This window comes from Selenomonas sputigena, from assembly GCF_026015965.1.
Classification (GTDB): domain Bacteria; phylum Bacillota; class Negativicutes; order Selenomonadales; family Selenomonadaceae; genus Selenomonas.
In genome coordinates this window covers 240,101-257,091 of record NZ_CP110383.1, presented here as the reverse complement: position 1 = coordinate 257,091, position 16,991 = coordinate 240,101, and the positions used below count along the sequence as shown (strand labels likewise).

Below are 16,991 nucleotides of genomic sequence, written 5' to 3'. Positions count from 1 at the left end.
AAAGGAAGCACCGATCGATAGAGCGATTCAGAAAGAATCCCTCGCCGTGCCCCCATGCATCCGCCGCAAAGTGCAGCGGAAATTTTCTACAGCTCATGCCGCAGTTTCCAAAATTCGGCGGACGACTTCCGCCCTCTTCCTGTCTATTTCATTCTTCGACATATTCTCGTTTCCTGCCAGAGAGCAAAGATAATTTGCCCGGCTTGCAATCAAAATATCACCGAAGACGCTCGACGCCAGTCCCTCGATGAAGCCGAGGTCGACGCCGAGGCGCACGCGGCTCAAGATGGCGAGCGTCTCGGCGTCGCCCAGGGCGCGCGCGTAGTGCAGCACGCCGTAGGCGCGCCAGACCTCGTCCTCGATGCGATCTTTTTCGTAGAGCAGCAGAGCCTTTCTCGCGCGACGCTCCTGCTCTACAATTTCGCCGACCGAGATGCGCAGATTGTCGCAAAGCTCGCGCTCCGTCAGTCCCAATGACAATTTGTTCGCGACGGCGAACAAATTGCCTGCAGACTCCGCTCCCTCACCGTACATGGCGCTCATGGAAAGCCCGATCTGCGGCGATATGTTGAGGATGTTGCCGATGTTCTCCGTGTAGACGAGCCCCGGCAGATGGAGCATGACCGACGCGCGAAGCCCCGTGCCGAGATCCGTCGGACAGCTCGTCAGATAGCCGAGCTTCTCGTCGAAGGCGAAGTCGAGCTTCGCCTCAAAGACGTCGTCAACGCGCGACGCCCTGTCGTACGGCGACTTGAGGTCGAATCCCGCCGCCATCGCCTGGATGCGCAGATGATTCTCCCCGTTGACTAGGATGCTCATAGAGCGGTCGTTGCTGATATAGGCGCTGCGATGGGCAGGATTCTTGAGCAGCTGACGGCTGACGAGATGCTTCTCCCAAAGCACGTTCTGCTCAAGCGCCGTGCTCTTCGCGAGTTCGACGCGGTCGAACGGCTCTTCGAGCGCCTCCTCCACGTCACCGAGCACGGCGGCAATGCGTCCTTCCGTCTCAGCGAGCCGGACGAGATCCGCGCGGTTGGGGAAGGGAACTTCGTGCAGATTTCGCGAGAGGCAGACGCGGCTCGCCAAGACGACGTCGCTGTCTGTACCGTCCGCTGCGAGCCATGCGAGATGAGAGCCTGTGAAGAGTTCCGGGTTCGCCATCACGCCTCGCCTCCTTCGTCTTCTTTCCTGTCCTCTGCCGAGGAAGGCGCTGAAGCGTCTTCCTGCGCCTTTTCCCTTTCCTGCGCGGCAAGCTGCACGGCGAGTGCGCGGATCTCGTCGCGATACTCGGCCGCCTTCTCGTACTCCTCCTTCGCCACGGCACGTTCCTGCCGTGCGCGAAGGAGATCGATGCGCTGTTTGAGCGCAAGCGTGCCGCCCGCCCGCTTCGGTATCTTGCCGCGATGATTCCCCGCGCCGTGGATGCGCAGCAGGAGCGGCGTCAGTTCCTCGCGGAACGTATCGTAGCAGACGCTGCAGCCGATCTTTCCTTGCTGAGCGAAGTCGCGATAGCTCATACCGCAGTTCGGGCATGTGAAAGACGCTTCCTCCTCTGTCGGCTTCTCCTCCTGCTCGCTCTCTTGCTCTTCTGCGTTCGCCGACGGATCCGGCATGCGCTGGATCACGCCCCGTATAAAATCGTTGATCGAGTAGTCCTCGCCGCTCATGCCCGCCATCGTCTTGCTGTAACGCGCCGCGCAATCGCGGCAGAGGTGCATCTCCGTCGTGCCGTCGTTCTTCAGCACGACGAAATGCACGCGCGCCTCATTCTTCTTGCAGTCATCACAAAGCATCCGTTTCCCCCCTCACGAGAATTTTTCCAAAGTCAGAAGCAAGGATCGGATGAACTTCAAGCGATCCTTCGGCTCGAGCTTCTCATACGCCGTCGTCACCGACTGCATGACGAGCGCCGCCTCGCGCGTCGAAATCATACCGTGCTGCACGAGATAGCGCACCATCGACTGCACGAGTTCCGGCTCCGACTCCTCCGTCAATTTTTTGAGCATGTCCTGATAGACAAGATTCTGCAGCGGCACCTGCACGATGCGAATGAAGCCGCCTAGGCCGCGCCGCGACTCGACCGTGAAGCCCTTCTCCTGCGTGAAGCGCGTGTTGAGCACATACGAAATCTGCGACGGCGCACACGAGATCTTATCGGCGATCTCCGTTCGCCGAAGCTCCACCTTGCCATCCTGCTGCGCCGCCAACTGCCGCAGGATATATTCCTCAATCAAATCAGCGATATTGCTGCTCATAGTATCACCCTGCCTCAATACGGATAGAAAGAACTGCCGCCCCGCCCGCACTGCCGAGAGAAACTGCCGGATATGCACGGCGACAGACGGTATTTGAGGAAGCACTGATAAATTCAGCCACCCATCTTCGCATATCTGGGCGATCTCATTTCATCAGCGATCCCTTGACAATTTGATTTTTCTTCATTATATTTGTCTTTTTGACCTTTGTCAATGAGAAATCAGCAAAGCAGAATTGTCCAGTTGCCCTACGTATCAATATGTATTATAATAATTCCGTGGAGGTGATGAAAACGACAGCAAAAGAACTGCTCAAACTCTTGAAGGAAAACGGTTGGTATATTGAGCGCATCCATGGTTCTCATCACATCCTCAAGCACAAGGATATCAAAAAATTGATTGTGCTGCCATTGCACAACACAGATATGAAACCGGGAATATTGAACAACATCCTGCACGATGCGGGATTGAAGTAGATTTCCATACTTTCATTTATCAGAAGGAGATTCCCTATGTCAAAAAAAACATACACCGCAGTCTTCCACCCGGAATCGAAAGCCGGCGGCTACTCAATCTCGTTTCCCGATCTGCCCGGCTGCTACACGCAAGGAAACGACATTGACGAAGCTCTTCGCATGGCGACCGACGCTCTCGGGCTGTATCTCTACACCTTGAAAGAAGACAAGATGCCGTTTCCTCCTGCCAGCCATCCATCTGACATCAAGACGGAAGACAGAGACTTCACAACGCTCATCACATGGGACGAAGCCGAGTATCTGCGCCGCATCGACAGTCGCGCTGTGAAAAAAACGCTCACCATTCCCGCATGGATGGACGCCCTCGCCAAAGAACGTCATCTCAACTTTTCACAAATTCTCCAGGGCGCACTCCGTCAGAAACTCGGCGTAAAAGCATGAACAACAGCCTTCCCTCCCTATCAGTAAAACAAGGGCAGCTCAACGAAGCCGAAACGACTTCGCCGGGCTGCCCCTTCTTCATGTCTTATGCGAACGAATTGCGAGCGCCAAATGCCGCTCTTTCGTTAGATCTCGATCTTGCCTGCGTTCGCGAGCGTTTCGCGCGCCTCCTTGACGATTCCTTCGATGATCGCCTTGACCGGCTCGATCTTCTTCAGAGGCAGGAGGCTCTGTCCTGCCTGCATCATGCCGTTCTCAACGTCGCCGTCGACGGCGGCAAGCTTGTTCGTGCCCGTCGCGCGCTCGATGAGCTCTTCCTTCGTCGCCTTGCCCGAGAACTCCAGCGCGACGAAATCCTGCGAGAACTTGTTCTTGATGCCGCGCACCGCACCACCGATCGAAAGTCCCGTGACGATCGTATCCGTATCGACTGCTTCGAGGAGCTTCTCCTTCATCTTCGGATGCACATTGCACTCCTCGGCAACGAGGAAGCGCGTGCCCATCTGCACGCCCGCCGCCCCCATCAGAAGGGCTGCCGCCATGCCGCGCCCGTCGGCGATGCCGCCCGCCATGACGACGGGAATCCCGACCTCGGGGATGACCTGCGTCATCAGCGCCATCGTCGTCAAGACGCCGATGTGGCCGCCCGCCTCCATGCCCTCGACAACGATAGCATCGGCGCCCGCCGCTTCGATGCGCTTCGCGAGTTTCACGTTCGGCACGACGGGGACGGTCTTGACCCCTGCACTCTTGAACTTTTCTAGGAAGGGCACAGGATTGCCCGCACCGAGCGTCACAAAAGCCGGCTTCTCGCGGCAGATGACCTCGACAATCTCATCCTTGTTCGGCGCCATGAGCATGACATTGACTCCAAAGGGCTTGTCGGTCAGCTCACGCGCTTTCTTGATCTCCTGCTCCACCCACTCGGTCGAGCGTCCGCCCGCCGCAATGACGCCGGCGCCGCCCGCATTCGATACCGCCGCGACAAGTTCTGCGTCCGCAATCCAGGCCATCGCGCCCTGAATGATCGGGTACTTGATTCCTAACACTTCCGTGATGCTCTTTGCCATAATCATTTCCTCCATTCAATGTAGGAATCTCTAATAAAGAGATTCCGTTTCCCTCTGTTATTATATGTGGATTTCCCACATGCGTCAAACAAAAAAGCCTCCCCGAAGGGAGGCACAAGTTCAAATGGAGCTGATGATAGGGCTTGAACCTACGACCTGCTCATTACGAATGAGCTGCTCTACCAACTGAGCTACATCAGCATGTCGAGACACAACATCTGCGTGACTGACGAAATTCATTATACGGCTTCGTGCATAAGTTGTCAATACCCTTTTTGATATTTTTTCAGCAGCACCACTATGGCTTAAACACTCCAAACATGCTATACTTTCCTCGTTGCCGCTCCCAAACTGGCGACAGAGAGGGGGTCTGTATATGACAGTAGATAGTCTCTTGCTATCCGTCTTTGCTGGCGTCGTATCCTGCGCTATATGGTACGGCATCCAGAAATGGTTAGAGCGATAGAACGCGGCAACACGCTTTAGCCTGAAAACAAGCGCCCACAGTGTGCATCCGTGGGCGCTTGTGTCTGTATATAGCAGACACATTCCTAACTGCTTTTAATATAGCACCATGCTCCGCTCGCTGTCAAAGCAAAAACAAAGACCCGCAGTGCGCTTCTGCGAGTCTTTGTGTCTGCATAGAGCAGATAGTCTCTTGACTGCCTTCAGTATAGCACCCTTCTCGCCCGCTGTCAAATCGTCTCCGCCCTTCAGCAGCCTTCTTGACGAAACCCCATCGTCATAGTACGATTACAATAACAAATGGTGAAAATCATCATCATCAAGCAAAGGAGAGATTCGATGAACTACGAAGCCGCTGCCGAATTTTGGCTTGAAAAGGACAAGGATGCCGTCAAGATGCCGCCGGATGAGCTGCGAAAGGAACTTGATGCCTTCCTCAAGGGCGAGAAGGTCTGCACGCTTGCCGTCGCTGACGGCGATTTCGTCCGCTGCACGCCGCTGACGTACACTTACCGCGAGGGCGGATTCTACATTTTCTCCGAAGGCGGCTTGAAGTTTCGCGCGCTCGCCAAGAACAAGAACGTCGCCTTGGAAGTCCATGCTGAATATCACGGGCCGGGCAGCGCCAAGAGTGTGCAGGTGACGGGCGAAGCCCTCGTCATCGGAGCAGATGACGAGGATTTCATCACACGCGCGAATGCCGCGGGCATGAACGGCGCAAGCCTAAAAAAGATGGGACTCATCCTCATCGTCGTCACCGCGCGAAAACTCGAATACCTGAACTCCGAACTGCGCAAGCGCGGCTATTGCCCGCGCCAACAGCTTGATATGGCATAATCCGTGCAAGTCAAACGAGAAAGCCGTCGAGTGCTCTCACCGAGAGTTTCCGACGGCTTTTCCCATTCCAGTTCACTTCCCCGCCGGCATCAGGATGATCTGCACGGGCAGATTCGACGCGCCCGGCGGCGACAGCTCGAAGCTCGGCTGCACGGAGCTGTGGTAGCTGCCGAGGTCGGACAGCTCTGCGGCGACCTTCAGGCGATCGTTGCCTGTGAGGCGTGCGGCGCGGTCAGCATCGCTGTCGGGCGGTATGGCGTCGCCGAAGAAAAGCCTGCCGCCCGGCGTTTCCAAGAGGCTTGAGCCGTGACCGAAGTCGACGCTCATCGCGCCCGCATAGACGCCGCCCAACGGCGTCAGATAGTACTGCGTCGCCTCGCGTCCCGTCGTCGGGATCTGAATGCGGTAGAGCACGCCGTAGTTGCCGACGTTCGTCACCGTGCTGCCGTCCGTCGCATCGACGCCCGTGCGGAAGACGTCCTGCCGATTGTCGCCGATCGGGATGTAGACGACGCCGTCCTTGTCGGGATTGTACGGCTTGCTGCTGATCACACGATTCATGCCCTGGAACGTGCCGCGCAGGCGCTGCTCATCCTTCGGCAGAACGCGTGCGCTGGAAATGAATTTCAACGGATCGGCGGTCGCCGGATACATGAGGACGGAAACTTTGACAGGACCGTCCGCATGAAAATCGTAGACGCCATAGACGAGCTGCCCCGGCTCAAGCACCGTATGATTCATCTCTGACTCCAAAAGCCGCCTCGCGCCGCGCTGCACATAGAGCATATCATCGCGCTTCGTCTGGAAGTAGGCGAGCTGCGTGCCCTTACCCACCTCCAGGTAGTCGCTGCTCGGGCGGCTCGCACCGCCGCGCGTGACGCGAACGACGACGGAGGAATCCCCTTCGTTCTGCAGCACGACGGCGACCTTCTTGCGCACGCTCGTATTATTCAGATGATAGTAGAGGATGCGCGCATCGCCCGTGACGGTGTCCTCGTAGAGGATGCCGTCCTCCGTCACGTATTCGGGGCTGTCGGAAAAAAGCAAGGTGCCGCCCGTATCTTCGGTCTCGACGTTCCACTCGCGCATGGCACGCTGCGCCTCGTTGAAGCGCAGCGCACCCGGCAGACCTGTGCCGAAGTTCAGCCGCACGCTGTACGGCTCCGCTTCCTGCTGCCCTCCTCGTCCCAGGAGGCGCGTTCCCTGCGGCTCATGCACGGCGCGCGCCTCGTCCGTCGTGACGCGCGTCGTGGAAGCCTCGTCTATTCCGTGACGTTCCGCTCCAGCCGGAGGATTCGTCACGCCCATGCTCGCGAGCGTCGCAAAAAAGCACGCCGCAATCCTTGCCTTCCATCGTTTCATCTTGTCGAAAACCCCTTTTTCCTCTACCCACATAAGATAATTCCTCAAAACTTCCGCTTGGCGAAGCAGCACGAAACATTCGCCGCACGCCTAGTGCTGCAAATGCTGGTTGATGCCGAAGATGCTGAAAAGCTCCGCCTTCAGGATGCGCAGGCGAAACTCCACAAGGCCGAAGCGCGGTCGCGGGATGTTGACACGCTGCAGGAACATCGGATCAGTCTGGAACGTGTTGAACCCCGCATCGCCCGTGACTGCCGTCAGATAATTGCTGTCGCGCAGAAGAGTGGCGATCTCTTCATTGCAGCTGCCGTTCGGGTAGGAGAAGCTGAACACCGTCTTGATGCCGTTCCACTCCAGGAGCAGCTTCGATAAGCGCACCTGATCCTCCTGTTCGGCGCGGGACAGGCCGACGAGCGGCAGATGGTCGGCCGTGTGGCAGCCGATCTCGATGCCGCGCTGCTGCATGTCGCGCAGTTCGTCCCACGTCAGATAGCCCTTCTTGCCGATAAAGTTCGTGACCACGTAGACCTCGCCCTTCATCCCTCGCTCTTCGAGGAGCGGCAGCGCCTGCGTGTAATTGTCCTCGTAGCCGTCATCGAAGGTGACGATCACAGGCTTTTCGGGAAGATTTCCCTTCCCCTTCGCCGCCTTGGAAAAATCCAGCATGGTGATCGTCTCGTAGCCCTCGGCCTTCAAATAGTCGAGCTGCGCGGCAAAATCCTCCGTCGGCACATAGTAGCGCTCCACCAATGCCCCCTCGGGATCGTCCACGTGGTCGGCGATATGGTGATACTCCAGAACGAGCACGCCCTGCGCCGGATGAAAATGCGCGTAAACGGCGAGCGAAAAGACGACGAGCAGAACGATTCCTGCCGCATACAAGATCATGCGCCTTGCCATCTCAGATTCCTCCTTCCTGCCCGTCCGCCAAGGCGACGAGCTTTCGCAACCGATGATTGACGCCCGATTTTCCTATGCCCAAAAGCCCCGCAAGCTCTGCGAGCGTCGCCGTCGGATGCTCCATGCGCACCTCTGCCGTCTTTCGGAGTCCCGCAGAAAGCCCCGCGACGGCATCCGCCGCCTCCAGTGCGCGAATCGCCGCGATCTGTCTGCCGGCGGCATCGACCGACTTCTGCACGTTCGCCGTCTCGCAGTTCACGAGGCGGTTGACCTGATTCTTGACTTCCTTCAAGTTGCGCGTGACCTCGAATGCCTCAGCCGCCTTCTCCGCACCGAGCAGAGAGAAAAAATCAATGATGGCGTCGCTTTCCTTCAAGTAGACGACGTAGCTTTCCTTGCGGTCGGTCAGCCCTGCCGGATACCCCATCGTGCGAAGGAGCGAGAGCAGAAGCTCCGCAAAGGAATAGCTCCCCGTCACCAATTCCAGATGATAGCCAGACTCCGGGCGGCTGACGCTGCCGCCGCCCAAGAAGGCGCCGCGCAAGTACGCCTGACGGCAGCACGCCCTCTTGAGGAGCGCGCTGTCCGTGCCCATGTTGAGCGCCGATCCGTGCATGAGACCCATGCGCTCCATGAGAGCGGCGACCTCGCGCGACGGCAGGACGTGCACGCGGTAGCTGTTGTTCTTCTTCAGACGGCGCGAGCGGCTGACCGTCAATTCCGTATGGACGCCCGCCGAACCTTTGAGGAGCATCAAGGCCTTGCGCGCGACCGCAGCGTTCTCCGTCGTGAACGCGAGTCCGACGGCACGCTTCGCCCCGAGCGTCAGGACGGCGCCCATGCGCAGGAGCGCCGCCAGTTCAGCCGTACGGCAGCACGCCTTGCGCCCGAGGGGACGCGCGAGATCGTTCTTCACCTCAGCTGAAAACGATGGCTGCGCCATAGGAGTCCCTCCTCACTTGCTGATGCCAGGATGCAGTTTGTACGCCATCTTCATCACGCTCTTCATGAGCTTTTCTGGATCGTGATGCGCAACATCGTCGTCATTCACGAGGTCGGCCTTGACGACACCGATGCCGAGCGCGTTGACGGCATCCTCATCGATCGCCACGGGTTCGACGCCCTCCTTCTTCAAAAGCTGCGCCGTCCCATGTGGCAACGGCGTCGCATTGACGAGCATGTAGTCGATCGCGCCCCTGCCCGCATGATCGAGAATCGCCTTCGCGTGCATGGAAGCCGTGTAGCCGTCCGTCTCGCCCGGCTGCGTCAGCACATTGCAGATGTAGATCTTCAGAGCACGGCTCTTTTTCAAGGCCTCCGCCACACCGTCGACGAGGAGATTCGGCATGATGCTCGTATAGAGACTGCCCGGCCCCAAGATCACGACGTCCGCCTCGCGGATCGCCGCGAGCGCTGACTCCACCGGCTCGACATGCTCGGGGAAAAGCTTCACGCGCCGGATGTGCTTGTGCACCTCGGGGATATGCGACTCACCCTCGACGAGGGTGCCGTCCTCCATGACCGCGTCGAGCCGCACGTGTGCTGTCGATGCCGGAAGCACTCGCCCCTTGACAGCGAGAACCTTCGACGACTTCTTCAGCGCCTCTTCCATGTCGCCCGTGACCTCCGCCATGGCGGCGATGAAGAGGTTGCCGAAGCTGTGCCCCTTGAGTTCCGTGCCGTTTTGGAAGCGGTACTGGAAGAGCTTTTCCATCAGAGGTTCCGTATCGGCGAGCGCGACGAGGCAGTTCCTGAGATCGCCCGGCGGTATGATACCGAGTTCCTCGCGCAGCCTTCCCGAAGAGCCGCCGTCGTCGGCGACCGTCACAACCGCCGTCACATTGCTCGTCGCCTGCTTGATGCCGCGCAGAAGCACGGAAAGTCCATGCCCACCGCCGATGACCGTGACCTGCGGTCCCTTGTCGAGGCGGCGCTTCTCATAGATGATGTCGACGAGCTTTTCCGATTTGTCGGGCAGGAGCACGCTGATGACGGAACGTATGACGAAACGCGTTGCAAAGAGCATCAGCGCGAGTCCCAGGACGACGATGACGACGCCGACGATCGTCGTGATCACATAGTCGAAACTTCCGCGCCATAGATAGACGGCGCGAAAGATGGCTTCCTCGATGATGTCGAGATATTTGTAGTTGAAGACGAGGGCGAGACCCAGGCTGACCATCATGACGCCCGCACCGAACACGAACATCCAACGCTTGAAATGCATGCCCGGATAAAGCCATTTCAATAAGTGCATTCTTCCGATCGACCCTTTCCTAAAAAAACGGTGCGAAACGACGCCCATCTATTCGGGCAGTTCCTCCGGGTGTTCGGCGACCTCGTTCTTCATGAGATCGCGATGCTCAAGCTCCACCTGGAAGCCGCGCGCTGTCAAGAAACGATAGATATGACAGGCAATGTAGACGCTCCGATGCATGCCGCCCGTGCAGCCGATGGCGATGACGAACTGCGGCTTGCCTTCCTTGATGTACTGCGGCATGAGAAAATCGAGCATAGCATCGAGCTTCTCCTCGAATTCCTGCGTCACGGGCCACTTGCCGATGTATTCGGCGACCTCCGGGACGGCGCCGCTCTTCCTGCGCAGGTCCTCGATATAAAAGGGGTTCGGCAGGAAGCGCACATCGAGTACCATGTCGGCGTCCAAAGGCATGCCAAACTTGAAGCCGAAGGACAGGACATTGATGCTCATCTTGTGCCCGTCCTCACTGCCAAAGAGACGCCAGATCTTTTCCTTGAGATCGACCTTCCTCAACACAGATGTGTCAATGATGTATGTCGCCTTGTTGCGCACGGGTTCCAAGCGGCGGCGTTCCCTCTGAATTCCGTCGGAGATGCGTGCATTCGCCGCCATCGGATGGCGGCGGCGCGTCTCCTTGTAGCGACGGATGATCGCCTCGTCGGAGGCATCCATAAAGAGCATCTCGTAGGGCGTCCCCGCCTGATCCATCTCTTCAAGCACATGTACGAAGGTGTCGAAGAACTCGCGCCCACGCGTATCCACGACGAGCACGACACGATTCACATGCTCGGCCGAATGGCGGCAAAGCTCGGCAAATTTCGGGATGAACACCGGCGGCAGATTGTCCACCACGAAATAGCCGAGGTCTTCCAGAAAGCGGCACGCCTGCGTCTTTCCGCTGCCCGAAAGCCCCGTCACGATGATAAAATTGAATTCCTTCTCTTTCGTCATGCTGTCCACCCCTGCAAACTGATAAGAATCCCTTGAAAAACCCAGCCCTAAAGAACAAGCTCCTCGATCGCCCTTGCCACGCCGTCCTCGTCGCAGCTCGGCGCAAGGTATGTCGCGAGCGCCTTCGCTTCCTCCTGTCCGTTCGCCGTGACGACACTCGTACCTGCGAGACGCAGCATGGAAAGGTCATTGTCCGAGTCGCCACATGCCATGACCTCATCGGCCCCGATGCCCGTCGCACGCAGGATCGCCTCGATGCCCGTCGCTTTCGATACGCCCGTCGGCACAAGGTCGAGTGTGTAGCCCTTCGACTGCTGCGGATCGACGCGTCCCGCGAAACGCTCGCGGATCGACGCGGCGATAGCGCCGACGCCGCCCGCGAGGTCGCGCACGACGACCTGCGCAACGCCCTCGACGTACGGCGAGAAATCCTCGCCGACCTCGTGCACGGCGAAGCCCTGCACCGTGCGGTAGGCCGTGAAATACTCAGGTCGGAAATCCTCAGCGTAGATGTCGTCGCCGATGTACCACTGCGCGTACCAGCCGTTCTCCCGCGCAAACGTCAGAAGCTCCGCCACCGTCTCGGGCGAAAAAGCGCGCAAAAAGAGCGGCTCTGTCGCATCGAGCGCCTGCACCAGAGCACCGTTGCACGAGATGATCGGCGCGTTCGCCCCAATGATCCTGCCGAAGTAGCTCGCCGAGAGCAGCATGCGCCCCGTCGCCAGCGTCACAGCGACGCCCTTTTCCATCGCCCGCCGCAAGACATCCTTGCTGTAGTCCGACACCATCTTTTCCGAAGTCAAGAGCGTGCCGTCGAGATCCATCACGATCAGCCGAATTGCCATCCTCTATCCCTCATGCTTTCTTTCACTTTCCTTCCAGCACATAGGCGTGCACAGCCCGTGCCACGCCGTCCGCCGCTCCGTTTTCTGCGAGAAAGTCCGCCGCCTCCTGCGCTGCAGGCGTGCCCGTCGCCATGGCGACGCCGATGCCCGCGGCAGCGAGCATCTCGCAGTCGTTGTCCGAGTCGCCGAGCGCCAGCACCTCCTGCAGGGAGATGCCGAGACTTGCAGCAAGGCGCTCGATGCTCGCCGCCTTCGACACGCCCACAGCCATGATGTCGACGTACTTCTCCTTCGAGCGCACGGCTCGAACCTTGCCTTCGAACATGCGCGAGATTTCCGCCGCACGCGCCGCCGTCTCCTCGGCGCGATCACTGATCGACAGCAGCTTGAAGACGCGCGTCCCCAGTGCATAGAGGCCATCCCAGCCGACGACCTTTCCTTCGATGCCCGCGCTCTTCTCGTAGGCGCAGGCGCGACGGTCACGCTCGCAAAAGAAAAGCCCCTCGTCCGTATAGAGCTGCACGTACCAACCGCGCGCTTTCATGCAGTCGAGAATTTCTCGCACCACGTCAGGTGCGATGGGCGAAGCGAAAAGCTCCTTGCCCGCCGTCGTCTTGACGAGAGCACCGTTGCACGAAACGATCGGCGCCGTGACGCTGATCTCCTTCGCGTAGGGCAGAGCTGAGAGGTGCATGCGTCCCGTGGCGATCGCCACATGGACGCCCTTTGCCGCCGCCTCCTTGAGCGCCGTCCGATTCGCATCGGAGATGCCATTCTTCGCATCGAGCAACGTGCCGTCCATATCCGTCACAATCATGCGTATTGCCATCCGCCAGACCCCTTCCCTTGCCTTCTTGAAGCCTTCCCTCTACTCTCTGTTCCTCCACTCGCCGTCCAAGGCGTCAGGCGCGGCGATGTAGGAGAGACGCCCGCCAACGATCGTCGCGGCGATGTTGAGATCATCATCAAAGAGCGTGAGATCGGCTCGCTTCTCCTCCTCCAAAGAACCCGTCTCCTCATAGATGCCAAGTTCCTCAGCAGGCGTGCGCGTGACCATCTCGACGACGCGCTCGATGGGCGCGCGCGTCGTCCGCGCGAAGTTCCGAACCGCCTCATTCATCGCGAGCACACTGCCCGCGAGCGTGCCGTCCGCCAACTCTGCGCGCGTTCCCTTGACCGTGACCTCCTGCCCGCCCAGCTCGAAGACGCCGCTGCCCATGCCGGCCGCACGCATCGAATCTGTCACGAGGATGATGTTCCTGCCCTCCTTCGCATGGTAGAGGATGCGCTGCGCCGCAGGATCGACGTGGATATTGTCAGCGATGAGTTCGCAGTTGACCTTGGTATCGAGCGCCGCGCCGACGATGCCCGGATGACGCTGGTGCAGTCCGCTCATGGCGTTGAAGCAGTGCGTGATGTGCGTGACGCCGTGCTTCTCTATGACTTCGAGCGCCGTCCCGTAGTCCGCGCTCGAATGGCCGATCGAAACGAGGATGCCCGCATCGCGGCAGCGGTCGATGAACGTATACTTGCCGTCCAGCTCCTCGGGCGCCAAGGTCACGATGCGCACGACATCCTCGAAGGAGTCGATCCAATCGTAGTCGGCGCGTACAATCGCCTCCTCCGCCTGTGCTCCCTTATATGCCTTGCTGATGAAAGGGCCTTCCATGTGCACGCCGAGGATGCGCGCGCCCTCGGGCGTCATGCGCATGGCACTGCGCACGCGCTCGAAGGCAGCGTGCACCGCGTCCTCTCCCGCCGTCATCGTCGTCGCGAGCCACGAGGCGACGCCCGTGCGTGCGAGGTAACGGCTGATGGCCGGCAGCGCCTCTTCCGCCGCCGCGTCCATCACATCCCAGCCGCATGCACCGTGCACATGCACGTTGATGAAGCCCGGCGAGACGAACAGCCCATGCGCGTCGTGCACCTCGTCGATGCCCGCTTCCGCCTCCACCTCATCCATGTCAATGATCCGCTCGATGCGCTCGTCGTAGAGAAGCGCCATATCTTCCATGACACGGAAATCGCCCTCCATGTTCGGCAGCAAGAGCCGTCCATTGATGATCGCCTTCATCTGACCTTTCCCGCCTCTCCCGTTCCTGAATTCTGCATCCTCTCCTGCGTGTCCTGGCGGCGCTGAAGGAAGTGATAGAGTGCGCCCATGAGTCCTGCATCGTTGCCCAGCTCAGCGAAAGCGAGCTGCGTCGCGGAGCGGAAAGGACGCGGCACTGCCTCTTCCAAGTCCGCAAGAATGCGCGGCGCCAGATACTGCCTCTCCGCCATCACCGCTCCGCCGAGAACGATGCGCTCGGGATTGAGTATGTAGCAGATATTCGCAATCCCCTCGGCGAGCGGAGCGATGAGCCCTGCGATAGCATTCACCGCATCGGCGTCACCCGCGCGCGCCCACGCGAACACCGTCTCACCATCAAGCTCCTCGGCGATGCCGTGCGCCTTCGCCGCGCGCTGCACCATGCGGCGTACGGAAGCGAGATCGCCGAACCTGCCGCCCGCGAGCCTCATGCTGCCGGCCTCGCCCGCGCTGTAGTTCGCGCCGCGCCAGAGCCTGCCGTTGAAAAGGATGGAAGCCCCGACGTCCGTGCCGACCGTCAAACAGACAAGCGAACGCACGCCGCGGCCTGCACCGAGCCAATACTCGCCAAGCCCCGCGCAGTTCACATCGTTCTCAACCGTGCAGGGAATCCCCGTCGACTCCTCGACAAGAGCCTTGAGGGCAAATCCCGTGTAGTCCTTGATGCTAGAACCTGCATAGATGACCTTGCCCGCGACCGGATCGACGATGCCGAGCGTCGAGATCGCGACGCCCGAGACGCCTCTTCCCCGAAAAGCATCGACGATGGCGAGCACCTTCTCGGCTACGCCCTGCGCCCCCGCCGTCCGCCCTTCCGTCGGCACAGAACCTTTCTCGCGCAGCCTGCCTCCCGCGGCAAGCGCATACTTGATCGAAGTGCCGCCAATATCCAAGCAAATGAAATTTTCTTCCATGGACTCCCATCCTCGAAAATATTGAACATCGTTCCTACCACTATAGCACAGGAGGCGCACGGGCGCAATGGTAGTGACAAGGCGCGGCGCATAAAGTATAATAAGAGGAAGAAAACATGCCCGCATCGCGAACAGCTCTCTCCGAAAGACGTGCAGAAGCGGCGCGGGCGGAACGGAGAACCCCTATGAAAATCTTCCTCTACTTCGGCCTCCTCCTCATCCTCTGCGGCGCCTTCGGCTTCGGCTACACCTACACCGCCGACCACCGCACGGCAAAGAGCCTCTCCGCCTACTGCAAGATCGACTTCCAAGGCTCCTACGACGAAAGCGGCCGCGTCGAAGGCGCGACGCTCACGATGTGGGACTACCGCTACAGCAGCGCGAAGCCAAAGCCGCTCGTGACCATAAGCGCCGATGGCGACGCCTGGGACATCGACGCTATCGTCAAGCAGGAGCCGCCAAGCTACGACCTCAAGGAATACAGCCCCGAGACCTCGCTGAAGAACACGAACAAATTCTTCCTCAACGTCTCCCCCCAGCTGCTGCCGCTCCTCAGAAAGGCCGACGAGGTTCGCGTCAAGATCCGCTACGACAACGGCTACAGCGTCGACCTGCCCTTGAACGAGCCTGACCTCGCCTACTGGAAGGCGCAGCTCTATTGAAAAACCGTGAATAAAGGCCGCCGCCCGCCTGTCAAATTCGAGCAACCTCATTTTATCAGCGCTTCCTAAAAAAATCCGCCCGTCTCGCTGTCCGATACAGCGGGGCAGGCGGATTTTTCCGCTCATTTGCGATTCTTCGCGTGCTCCTTGATGTACGCTTCCGCACGCGTCAGCTCCTCGTTCGTATGGAGAAGCTGCGGCGTGTACTTGATGAGGATCGAGCCTGTCGCCGTGCTCGTCTCCACCTCGCTCAGCTCCGAATACGAGCGAAGGTACGCCAGAAGTTCCTTCTCCACCTTGGGGCTGCCGACGAGCATCTTGCTGTGCAGCCGTATGCGCCCGGGGATGTAGGACGAAACCTCGACGGAACGCAGGAAGAGCTCGAACTTGTTCGTTGGTATGCCCAACGCCGAGAGAATGCCCATCTTACGCCTGCTGCGCCTCGATCAGAGCCTCGATCTCCGCCTTCTGCTGCAGAAGCTCTTCGAGCGATGCCTGCGGCAGTGCGGCAGCAGCCGCCTTCTTCGCCGCGCAGCGCTTCTGCACGCAGCGATAGCCGAGCGCACCCGCCACGATGCCCGCAGCGAGACCCACCCAGAAAATCGGCTTGCCAAATCCAAGATCACCCATGATGTTACCTCCATATATCCTTTGATTTCCTTGAGGAACGAAGCGGCAAACGCCTCCTCGCAGGAGGCGATCCGCCCCGTGAGCAGACCGCGTCCATATCCTCGCATTTCCGCTTATTATAAGCGCAGAATCCGTCCCTGTCAAGTGCCGCAAAGCCTTTATTTTCAAGGCTTTGAGCGATTTTCATCCTCATCACAGGCGAAACTTTTCCACGCCCGCCTGCAGACGTTCGGCGAGATCGGCGAGCGTCTGGCTGGCGGCGGCGATTTCCTCGTTCGATGCCGCCTGCTCCTCCGATACGGCGGAGACGTCCGTCGCTTTCATCACGCATAGCGATGCAGACAATGCTCAAGCAGCCCGCCCGCACCATCGTAGACGAGCTTCAATGTGAAAAACGGCACATCTTGCGCCAGAAGGCGCAGAAAGATGCGGTCGCCCTCCCAAAGTTCCAAACTCTCTATGCGCTCCTTTTCCACCCAGGCGAGTTCTCCCTCGTCGCAAGAGATCGGCTCTCCCGTGAAGCGATCCGCCGTGAAAAGATGCATGTACTCCGTCACTCCGTCGCCTGAAACGAACGTGACGAGTGCGCGGAACTGCCAGCGAACGAGCCGATATCCCGTCTCCTCCTCCACCTCGCGCAGCAGGCATTCCTCGGGCGACTCGTCCGCCTCGAAGTGACCGCCGACGCCGATCCACTTGCCGTGATTGACATCGTTCTCCTTGATTGTGCGGTGCAGCATCAGATACTTGCCCTCGCGCTCGATATAGCAAAGCGTGCTCATTCTTTCCATCTTCCAGCTCCTTCCTTTTCCTTCTAAAAAAGAACAAGGG

At 59.3% G+C, this 16,991-nt stretch carries 21 protein-coding genes and 1 tRNA gene; 4 read left to right on the top strand and 18 right to left on the bottom strand.

The features are described from left to right. Positions 1-93: 93 nt before the first annotated feature. From OL236_RS01225 to OL236_RS01215, 3 genes are read right to left on the bottom strand one after another with little or no spacing between them, the layout of a single operon-like run. Entirely contained in the window at positions 94-1,161 is a 1,068-nt protein-coding gene (locus OL236_RS01225) for an ATP--guanido phosphotransferase (RefSeq protein WP_265071042.1), read from the bottom strand. Continuing rightward, entirely contained in the window at positions 1,161-1,793 is a 633-nt protein-coding gene (locus tag OL236_RS01220; RefSeq protein WP_265071041.1) for a UvrB/UvrC motif-containing protein, read from the bottom strand. Before OL236_RS01220 ends, OL236_RS01225 begins: the two co-directional genes overlap by 1 nt. Before the next feature lie 12 nt (positions 1,794-1,805). After that, positions 1,806-2,255 (bottom strand): CtsR family transcriptional regulator, encoded by a 450-nt coding sequence (locus OL236_RS01215; RefSeq protein WP_009645558.1) that lies wholly within the window; start codon positions 2,253-2,255, stop codon positions 1,806-1,808. A gap of 287 nt (positions 2,256-2,542) precedes the next feature. Here OL236_RS01215 and OL236_RS01210 point away from each other — a divergent pair, with 287 nt between their 5' ends. Both OL236_RS01210 and OL236_RS01205 read left to right on the top strand, forming a co-directional pair. Beyond that, complete coding sequence (locus tag OL236_RS01210; RefSeq protein ID WP_265071040.1) at positions 2,543-2,731, top strand: type II toxin-antitoxin system HicA family toxin; 189 nt, start codon at positions 2,543-2,545, stop codon at positions 2,729-2,731. A 36-nt stretch (positions 2,732-2,767) separates the two neighbouring features. Next, the gene (locus OL236_RS01205; protein WP_265071039.1) at positions 2,768-3,172 is read left to right on the top strand and encodes a type II toxin-antitoxin system HicB family antitoxin; all 405 of its coding nucleotides are present in this window, start codon (positions 2,768-2,770) and stop codon (positions 3,170-3,172) included. A 125-nt stretch (positions 3,173-3,297) separates the two neighbouring features. Here the strand turns inward: OL236_RS01205 and OL236_RS01200 are convergent, their stop codons facing one another. Next, complete coding sequence (locus OL236_RS01200; protein ID WP_265071038.1) at positions 3,298-4,242, bottom strand: nitronate monooxygenase; 945 nt, start codon at positions 4,240-4,242, stop codon at positions 3,298-3,300. A gap of 125 nt (positions 4,243-4,367) precedes the next feature. After that, positions 4,368-4,443 (bottom strand) — tRNA-Thr (locus OL236_RS01195). A 564-nt stretch (positions 4,444-5,007) separates the two neighbouring features. Between OL236_RS01195 and OL236_RS01190 the strand changes: the two genes are divergently transcribed. Beyond that, the gene (locus OL236_RS01190; RefSeq protein ID WP_265071037.1) at positions 5,008-5,544 is read left to right on the top strand and encodes a pyridoxamine 5'-phosphate oxidase family protein; all 537 of its coding nucleotides are present in this window, start codon (positions 5,008-5,010) and stop codon (positions 5,542-5,544) included. Between the two features lie 72 nt (positions 5,545-5,616). Here OL236_RS01190 and OL236_RS01185 read toward each other — a convergent pair whose 3' ends face one another. From OL236_RS01185 to OL236_RS01145, 9 genes are read right to left on the bottom strand one after another with little or no spacing between them, the layout of a single operon-like run. Continuing rightward, positions 5,617-6,939 carry a copper amine oxidase gene (locus OL236_RS01185; protein WP_265071036.1) on the bottom strand — a complete coding sequence of 441 codons (1,323 nt, stop codon included), beginning with the start codon at positions 6,937-6,939 and terminating at the stop codon, positions 5,617-5,619. Between the two features lie 57 nt (positions 6,940-6,996). After that, positions 6,997-7,806, bottom strand: a complete 810-nt coding sequence (locus OL236_RS01180; RefSeq protein ID WP_265071035.1) for a polysaccharide deacetylase family protein — start codon at positions 7,804-7,806, stop codon at positions 6,997-6,999. Between the two features lies 1 nt (position 7,807). Further along, entirely contained in the window at positions 7,808-8,749 is a 942-nt protein-coding gene (gene whiA / locus OL236_RS01175; protein WP_265071034.1) for a DNA-binding protein WhiA, read from the bottom strand. A 12-nt stretch (positions 8,750-8,761) separates the two neighbouring features. After that, complete coding sequence (locus tag OL236_RS01170; RefSeq protein WP_265071033.1) at positions 8,762-10,063, bottom strand: gluconeogenesis factor YvcK family protein; 1,302 nt, start codon at positions 10,061-10,063, stop codon at positions 8,762-8,764. Positions 10,064-10,111: 48 nt separating this feature from the next. Beyond that, entirely contained in the window at positions 10,112-11,017 is a 906-nt protein-coding gene (gene rapZ, locus OL236_RS01165; protein WP_009645542.1) for an RNase adapter RapZ, read from the bottom strand. Between the two features lie 47 nt (positions 11,018-11,064). Then, a complete protein-coding gene (locus OL236_RS01160; protein WP_009645549.1) occupies positions 11,065-11,862 on the bottom strand; it encodes a Cof-type HAD-IIB family hydrolase in 798 nt (265 codons plus the stop codon). Between the two features lie 22 nt (positions 11,863-11,884). Further along, entirely contained in the window at positions 11,885-12,691 is an 807-nt protein-coding gene (locus OL236_RS01155) for a Cof-type HAD-IIB family hydrolase (protein WP_265071032.1), read from the bottom strand. 39 nt (positions 12,692-12,730) lie between these two features. Then, positions 12,731-13,936 (bottom strand): N-acetylglucosamine-6-phosphate deacetylase, encoded by a 1,206-nt coding sequence (nagA, locus tag OL236_RS01150; protein WP_265071031.1) that lies wholly within the window; start codon positions 13,934-13,936, stop codon positions 12,731-12,733. Further along, on the bottom strand, positions 13,933-14,868 hold the full coding sequence (locus tag OL236_RS01145; protein WP_265071030.1) for an ROK family protein: 936 nt from the start codon (positions 14,866-14,868) through the stop codon (positions 13,933-13,935). Before OL236_RS01145 ends, nagA begins: the two co-directional genes overlap by 4 nt. Positions 14,869-15,053: 185 nt before the next feature. Between OL236_RS01145 and OL236_RS01140 the strand changes: the two genes are divergently transcribed. Beyond that, positions 15,054-15,530: a hypothetical protein gene (locus OL236_RS01140; protein WP_006193569.1), complete on the top strand. Its 477-nt coding sequence runs from the start codon at positions 15,054-15,056 to the stop codon at positions 15,528-15,530. Positions 15,531-15,652: 122 nt separating this feature from the next. On the opposite strand, the gene OL236_RS01135 is transcribed toward OL236_RS01140, so the two are convergent. The 4 genes from OL236_RS01135 to OL236_RS01120 form a co-directional block, all read right to left on the bottom strand. Next, positions 15,653-15,955, bottom strand: coding sequence for an HMA2 domain-containing protein (locus tag OL236_RS01135; protein WP_009645460.1), 303 nt, complete (start codon positions 15,953-15,955; stop codon positions 15,653-15,655). A 1-nt stretch (position 15,956) separates the two neighbouring features. Continuing rightward, positions 15,957-16,160 carry a hypothetical protein gene (locus tag OL236_RS01130; protein ID WP_006193572.1) on the bottom strand — a complete coding sequence of 68 codons (204 nt, stop codon included), beginning with the start codon at positions 16,158-16,160 and terminating at the stop codon, positions 15,957-15,959. 192 nt (positions 16,161-16,352) lie between these two features. Then, positions 16,353-16,484: a hypothetical protein gene (locus OL236_RS01125; RefSeq protein ID WP_265071029.1), complete on the bottom strand. Its 132-nt coding sequence runs from the start codon at positions 16,482-16,484 to the stop codon at positions 16,353-16,355. Beyond that, positions 16,484-16,951 carry an NUDIX hydrolase gene (locus OL236_RS01120; RefSeq protein ID WP_265071028.1) on the bottom strand — a complete coding sequence of 156 codons (468 nt, stop codon included), beginning with the start codon at positions 16,949-16,951 and terminating at the stop codon, positions 16,484-16,486. Before OL236_RS01120 ends, OL236_RS01125 begins: the two co-directional genes overlap by 1 nt. Between the last annotated feature and the right edge of the window lie 40 nt (positions 16,952-16,991).

Bases quoted from the DNA above. Each gene is read 5' to 3' on its own strand.
- OL236_RS01225 (WP_265071042.1), bottom strand. From the start codon at position 1,161: ATGGCGAACCCGGAACTCTTCACAGGCTCTCATCTCGCATGGCTCGCA.
- OL236_RS01220 (WP_265071041.1), bottom strand. From the start codon at position 1,793: ATGCTTTGTGATGACTGCAAGAAGAATGAGGCGCGCGTGCATTTCGTC.
- OL236_RS01215 (WP_009645558.1), bottom strand. From the start codon at position 2,255: ATGAGCAGCAATATCGCTGATTTGATTGAGGAATATATCCTGCGGCAG.
- OL236_RS01210 (WP_265071040.1), top strand. From the start codon at position 2,543: ATGAAAACGACAGCAAAAGAACTGCTCAAACTCTTGAAGGAAAACGGT.
- OL236_RS01205 (WP_265071039.1), top strand. From the start codon at position 2,768: ATGTCAAAAAAAACATACACCGCAGTCTTCCACCCGGAATCGAAAGCC.
- OL236_RS01200 (WP_265071038.1), bottom strand. From the start codon at position 4,242: ATGGCAAAGAGCATCACGGAAGTGTTAGGAATCAAGTACCCGATCATT.
- OL236_RS01190 (WP_265071037.1), top strand. From the start codon at position 5,008: ATGGTGAAAATCATCATCATCAAGCAAAGGAGAGATTCGATGAACTAC.
- OL236_RS01185 (WP_265071036.1), bottom strand. From the start codon at position 6,939: ATGTGGGTAGAGGAAAAAGGGGTTTTCGACAAGATGAAACGATGGAAG.
- OL236_RS01180 (WP_265071035.1), bottom strand. From the start codon at position 7,806: ATGGCAAGGCGCATGATCTTGTATGCGGCAGGAATCGTTCTGCTCGTC.
- whiA (WP_265071034.1), bottom strand. From the start codon at position 8,749: ATGGCGCAGCCATCGTTTTCAGCTGAGGTGAAGAACGATCTCGCGCGT.
- OL236_RS01170 (WP_265071033.1), bottom strand. From the start codon at position 10,063: ATGCACTTATTGAAATGGCTTTATCCGGGCATGCATTTCAAGCGTTGG.
- rapZ (WP_009645542.1), bottom strand. From the start codon at position 11,017: ATGACGAAAGAGAAGGAATTCAATTTTATCATCGTGACGGGGCTTTCG.
- OL236_RS01160 (WP_009645549.1), bottom strand. From the start codon at position 11,862: ATGGCAATTCGGCTGATCGTGATGGATCTCGACGGCACGCTCTTGACT.
- OL236_RS01155 (WP_265071032.1), bottom strand. From the start codon at position 12,691: ATGGCAATACGCATGATTGTGACGGATATGGACGGCACGTTGCTCGAT.
- nagA (WP_265071031.1), bottom strand. From the start codon at position 13,936: ATGAAGGCGATCATCAATGGACGGCTCTTGCTGCCGAACATGGAGGGC.
- OL236_RS01145 (WP_265071030.1), bottom strand. From the start codon at position 14,868: ATGGAAGAAAATTTCATTTGCTTGGATATTGGCGGCACTTCGATCAAG.
- OL236_RS01140 (WP_006193569.1), top strand. From the start codon at position 15,054: ATGAAAATCTTCCTCTACTTCGGCCTCCTCCTCATCCTCTGCGGCGCC.
- OL236_RS01135 (WP_009645460.1), bottom strand. From the start codon at position 15,955: ATGGGCATTCTCTCGGCGTTGGGCATACCAACGAACAAGTTCGAGCTC.
- OL236_RS01130 (WP_006193572.1), bottom strand. From the start codon at position 16,160: ATGGGTGATCTTGGATTTGGCAAGCCGATTTTCTGGGTGGGTCTCGCT.
- OL236_RS01125 (WP_265071029.1), bottom strand. From the start codon at position 16,484: ATGAAAGCGACGGACGTCTCCGCCGTATCGGAGGAGCAGGCGGCATCG.
- OL236_RS01120 (WP_265071028.1), bottom strand. From the start codon at position 16,951: ATGGAAAGAATGAGCACGCTTTGCTATATCGAGCGCGAGGGCAAGTAT.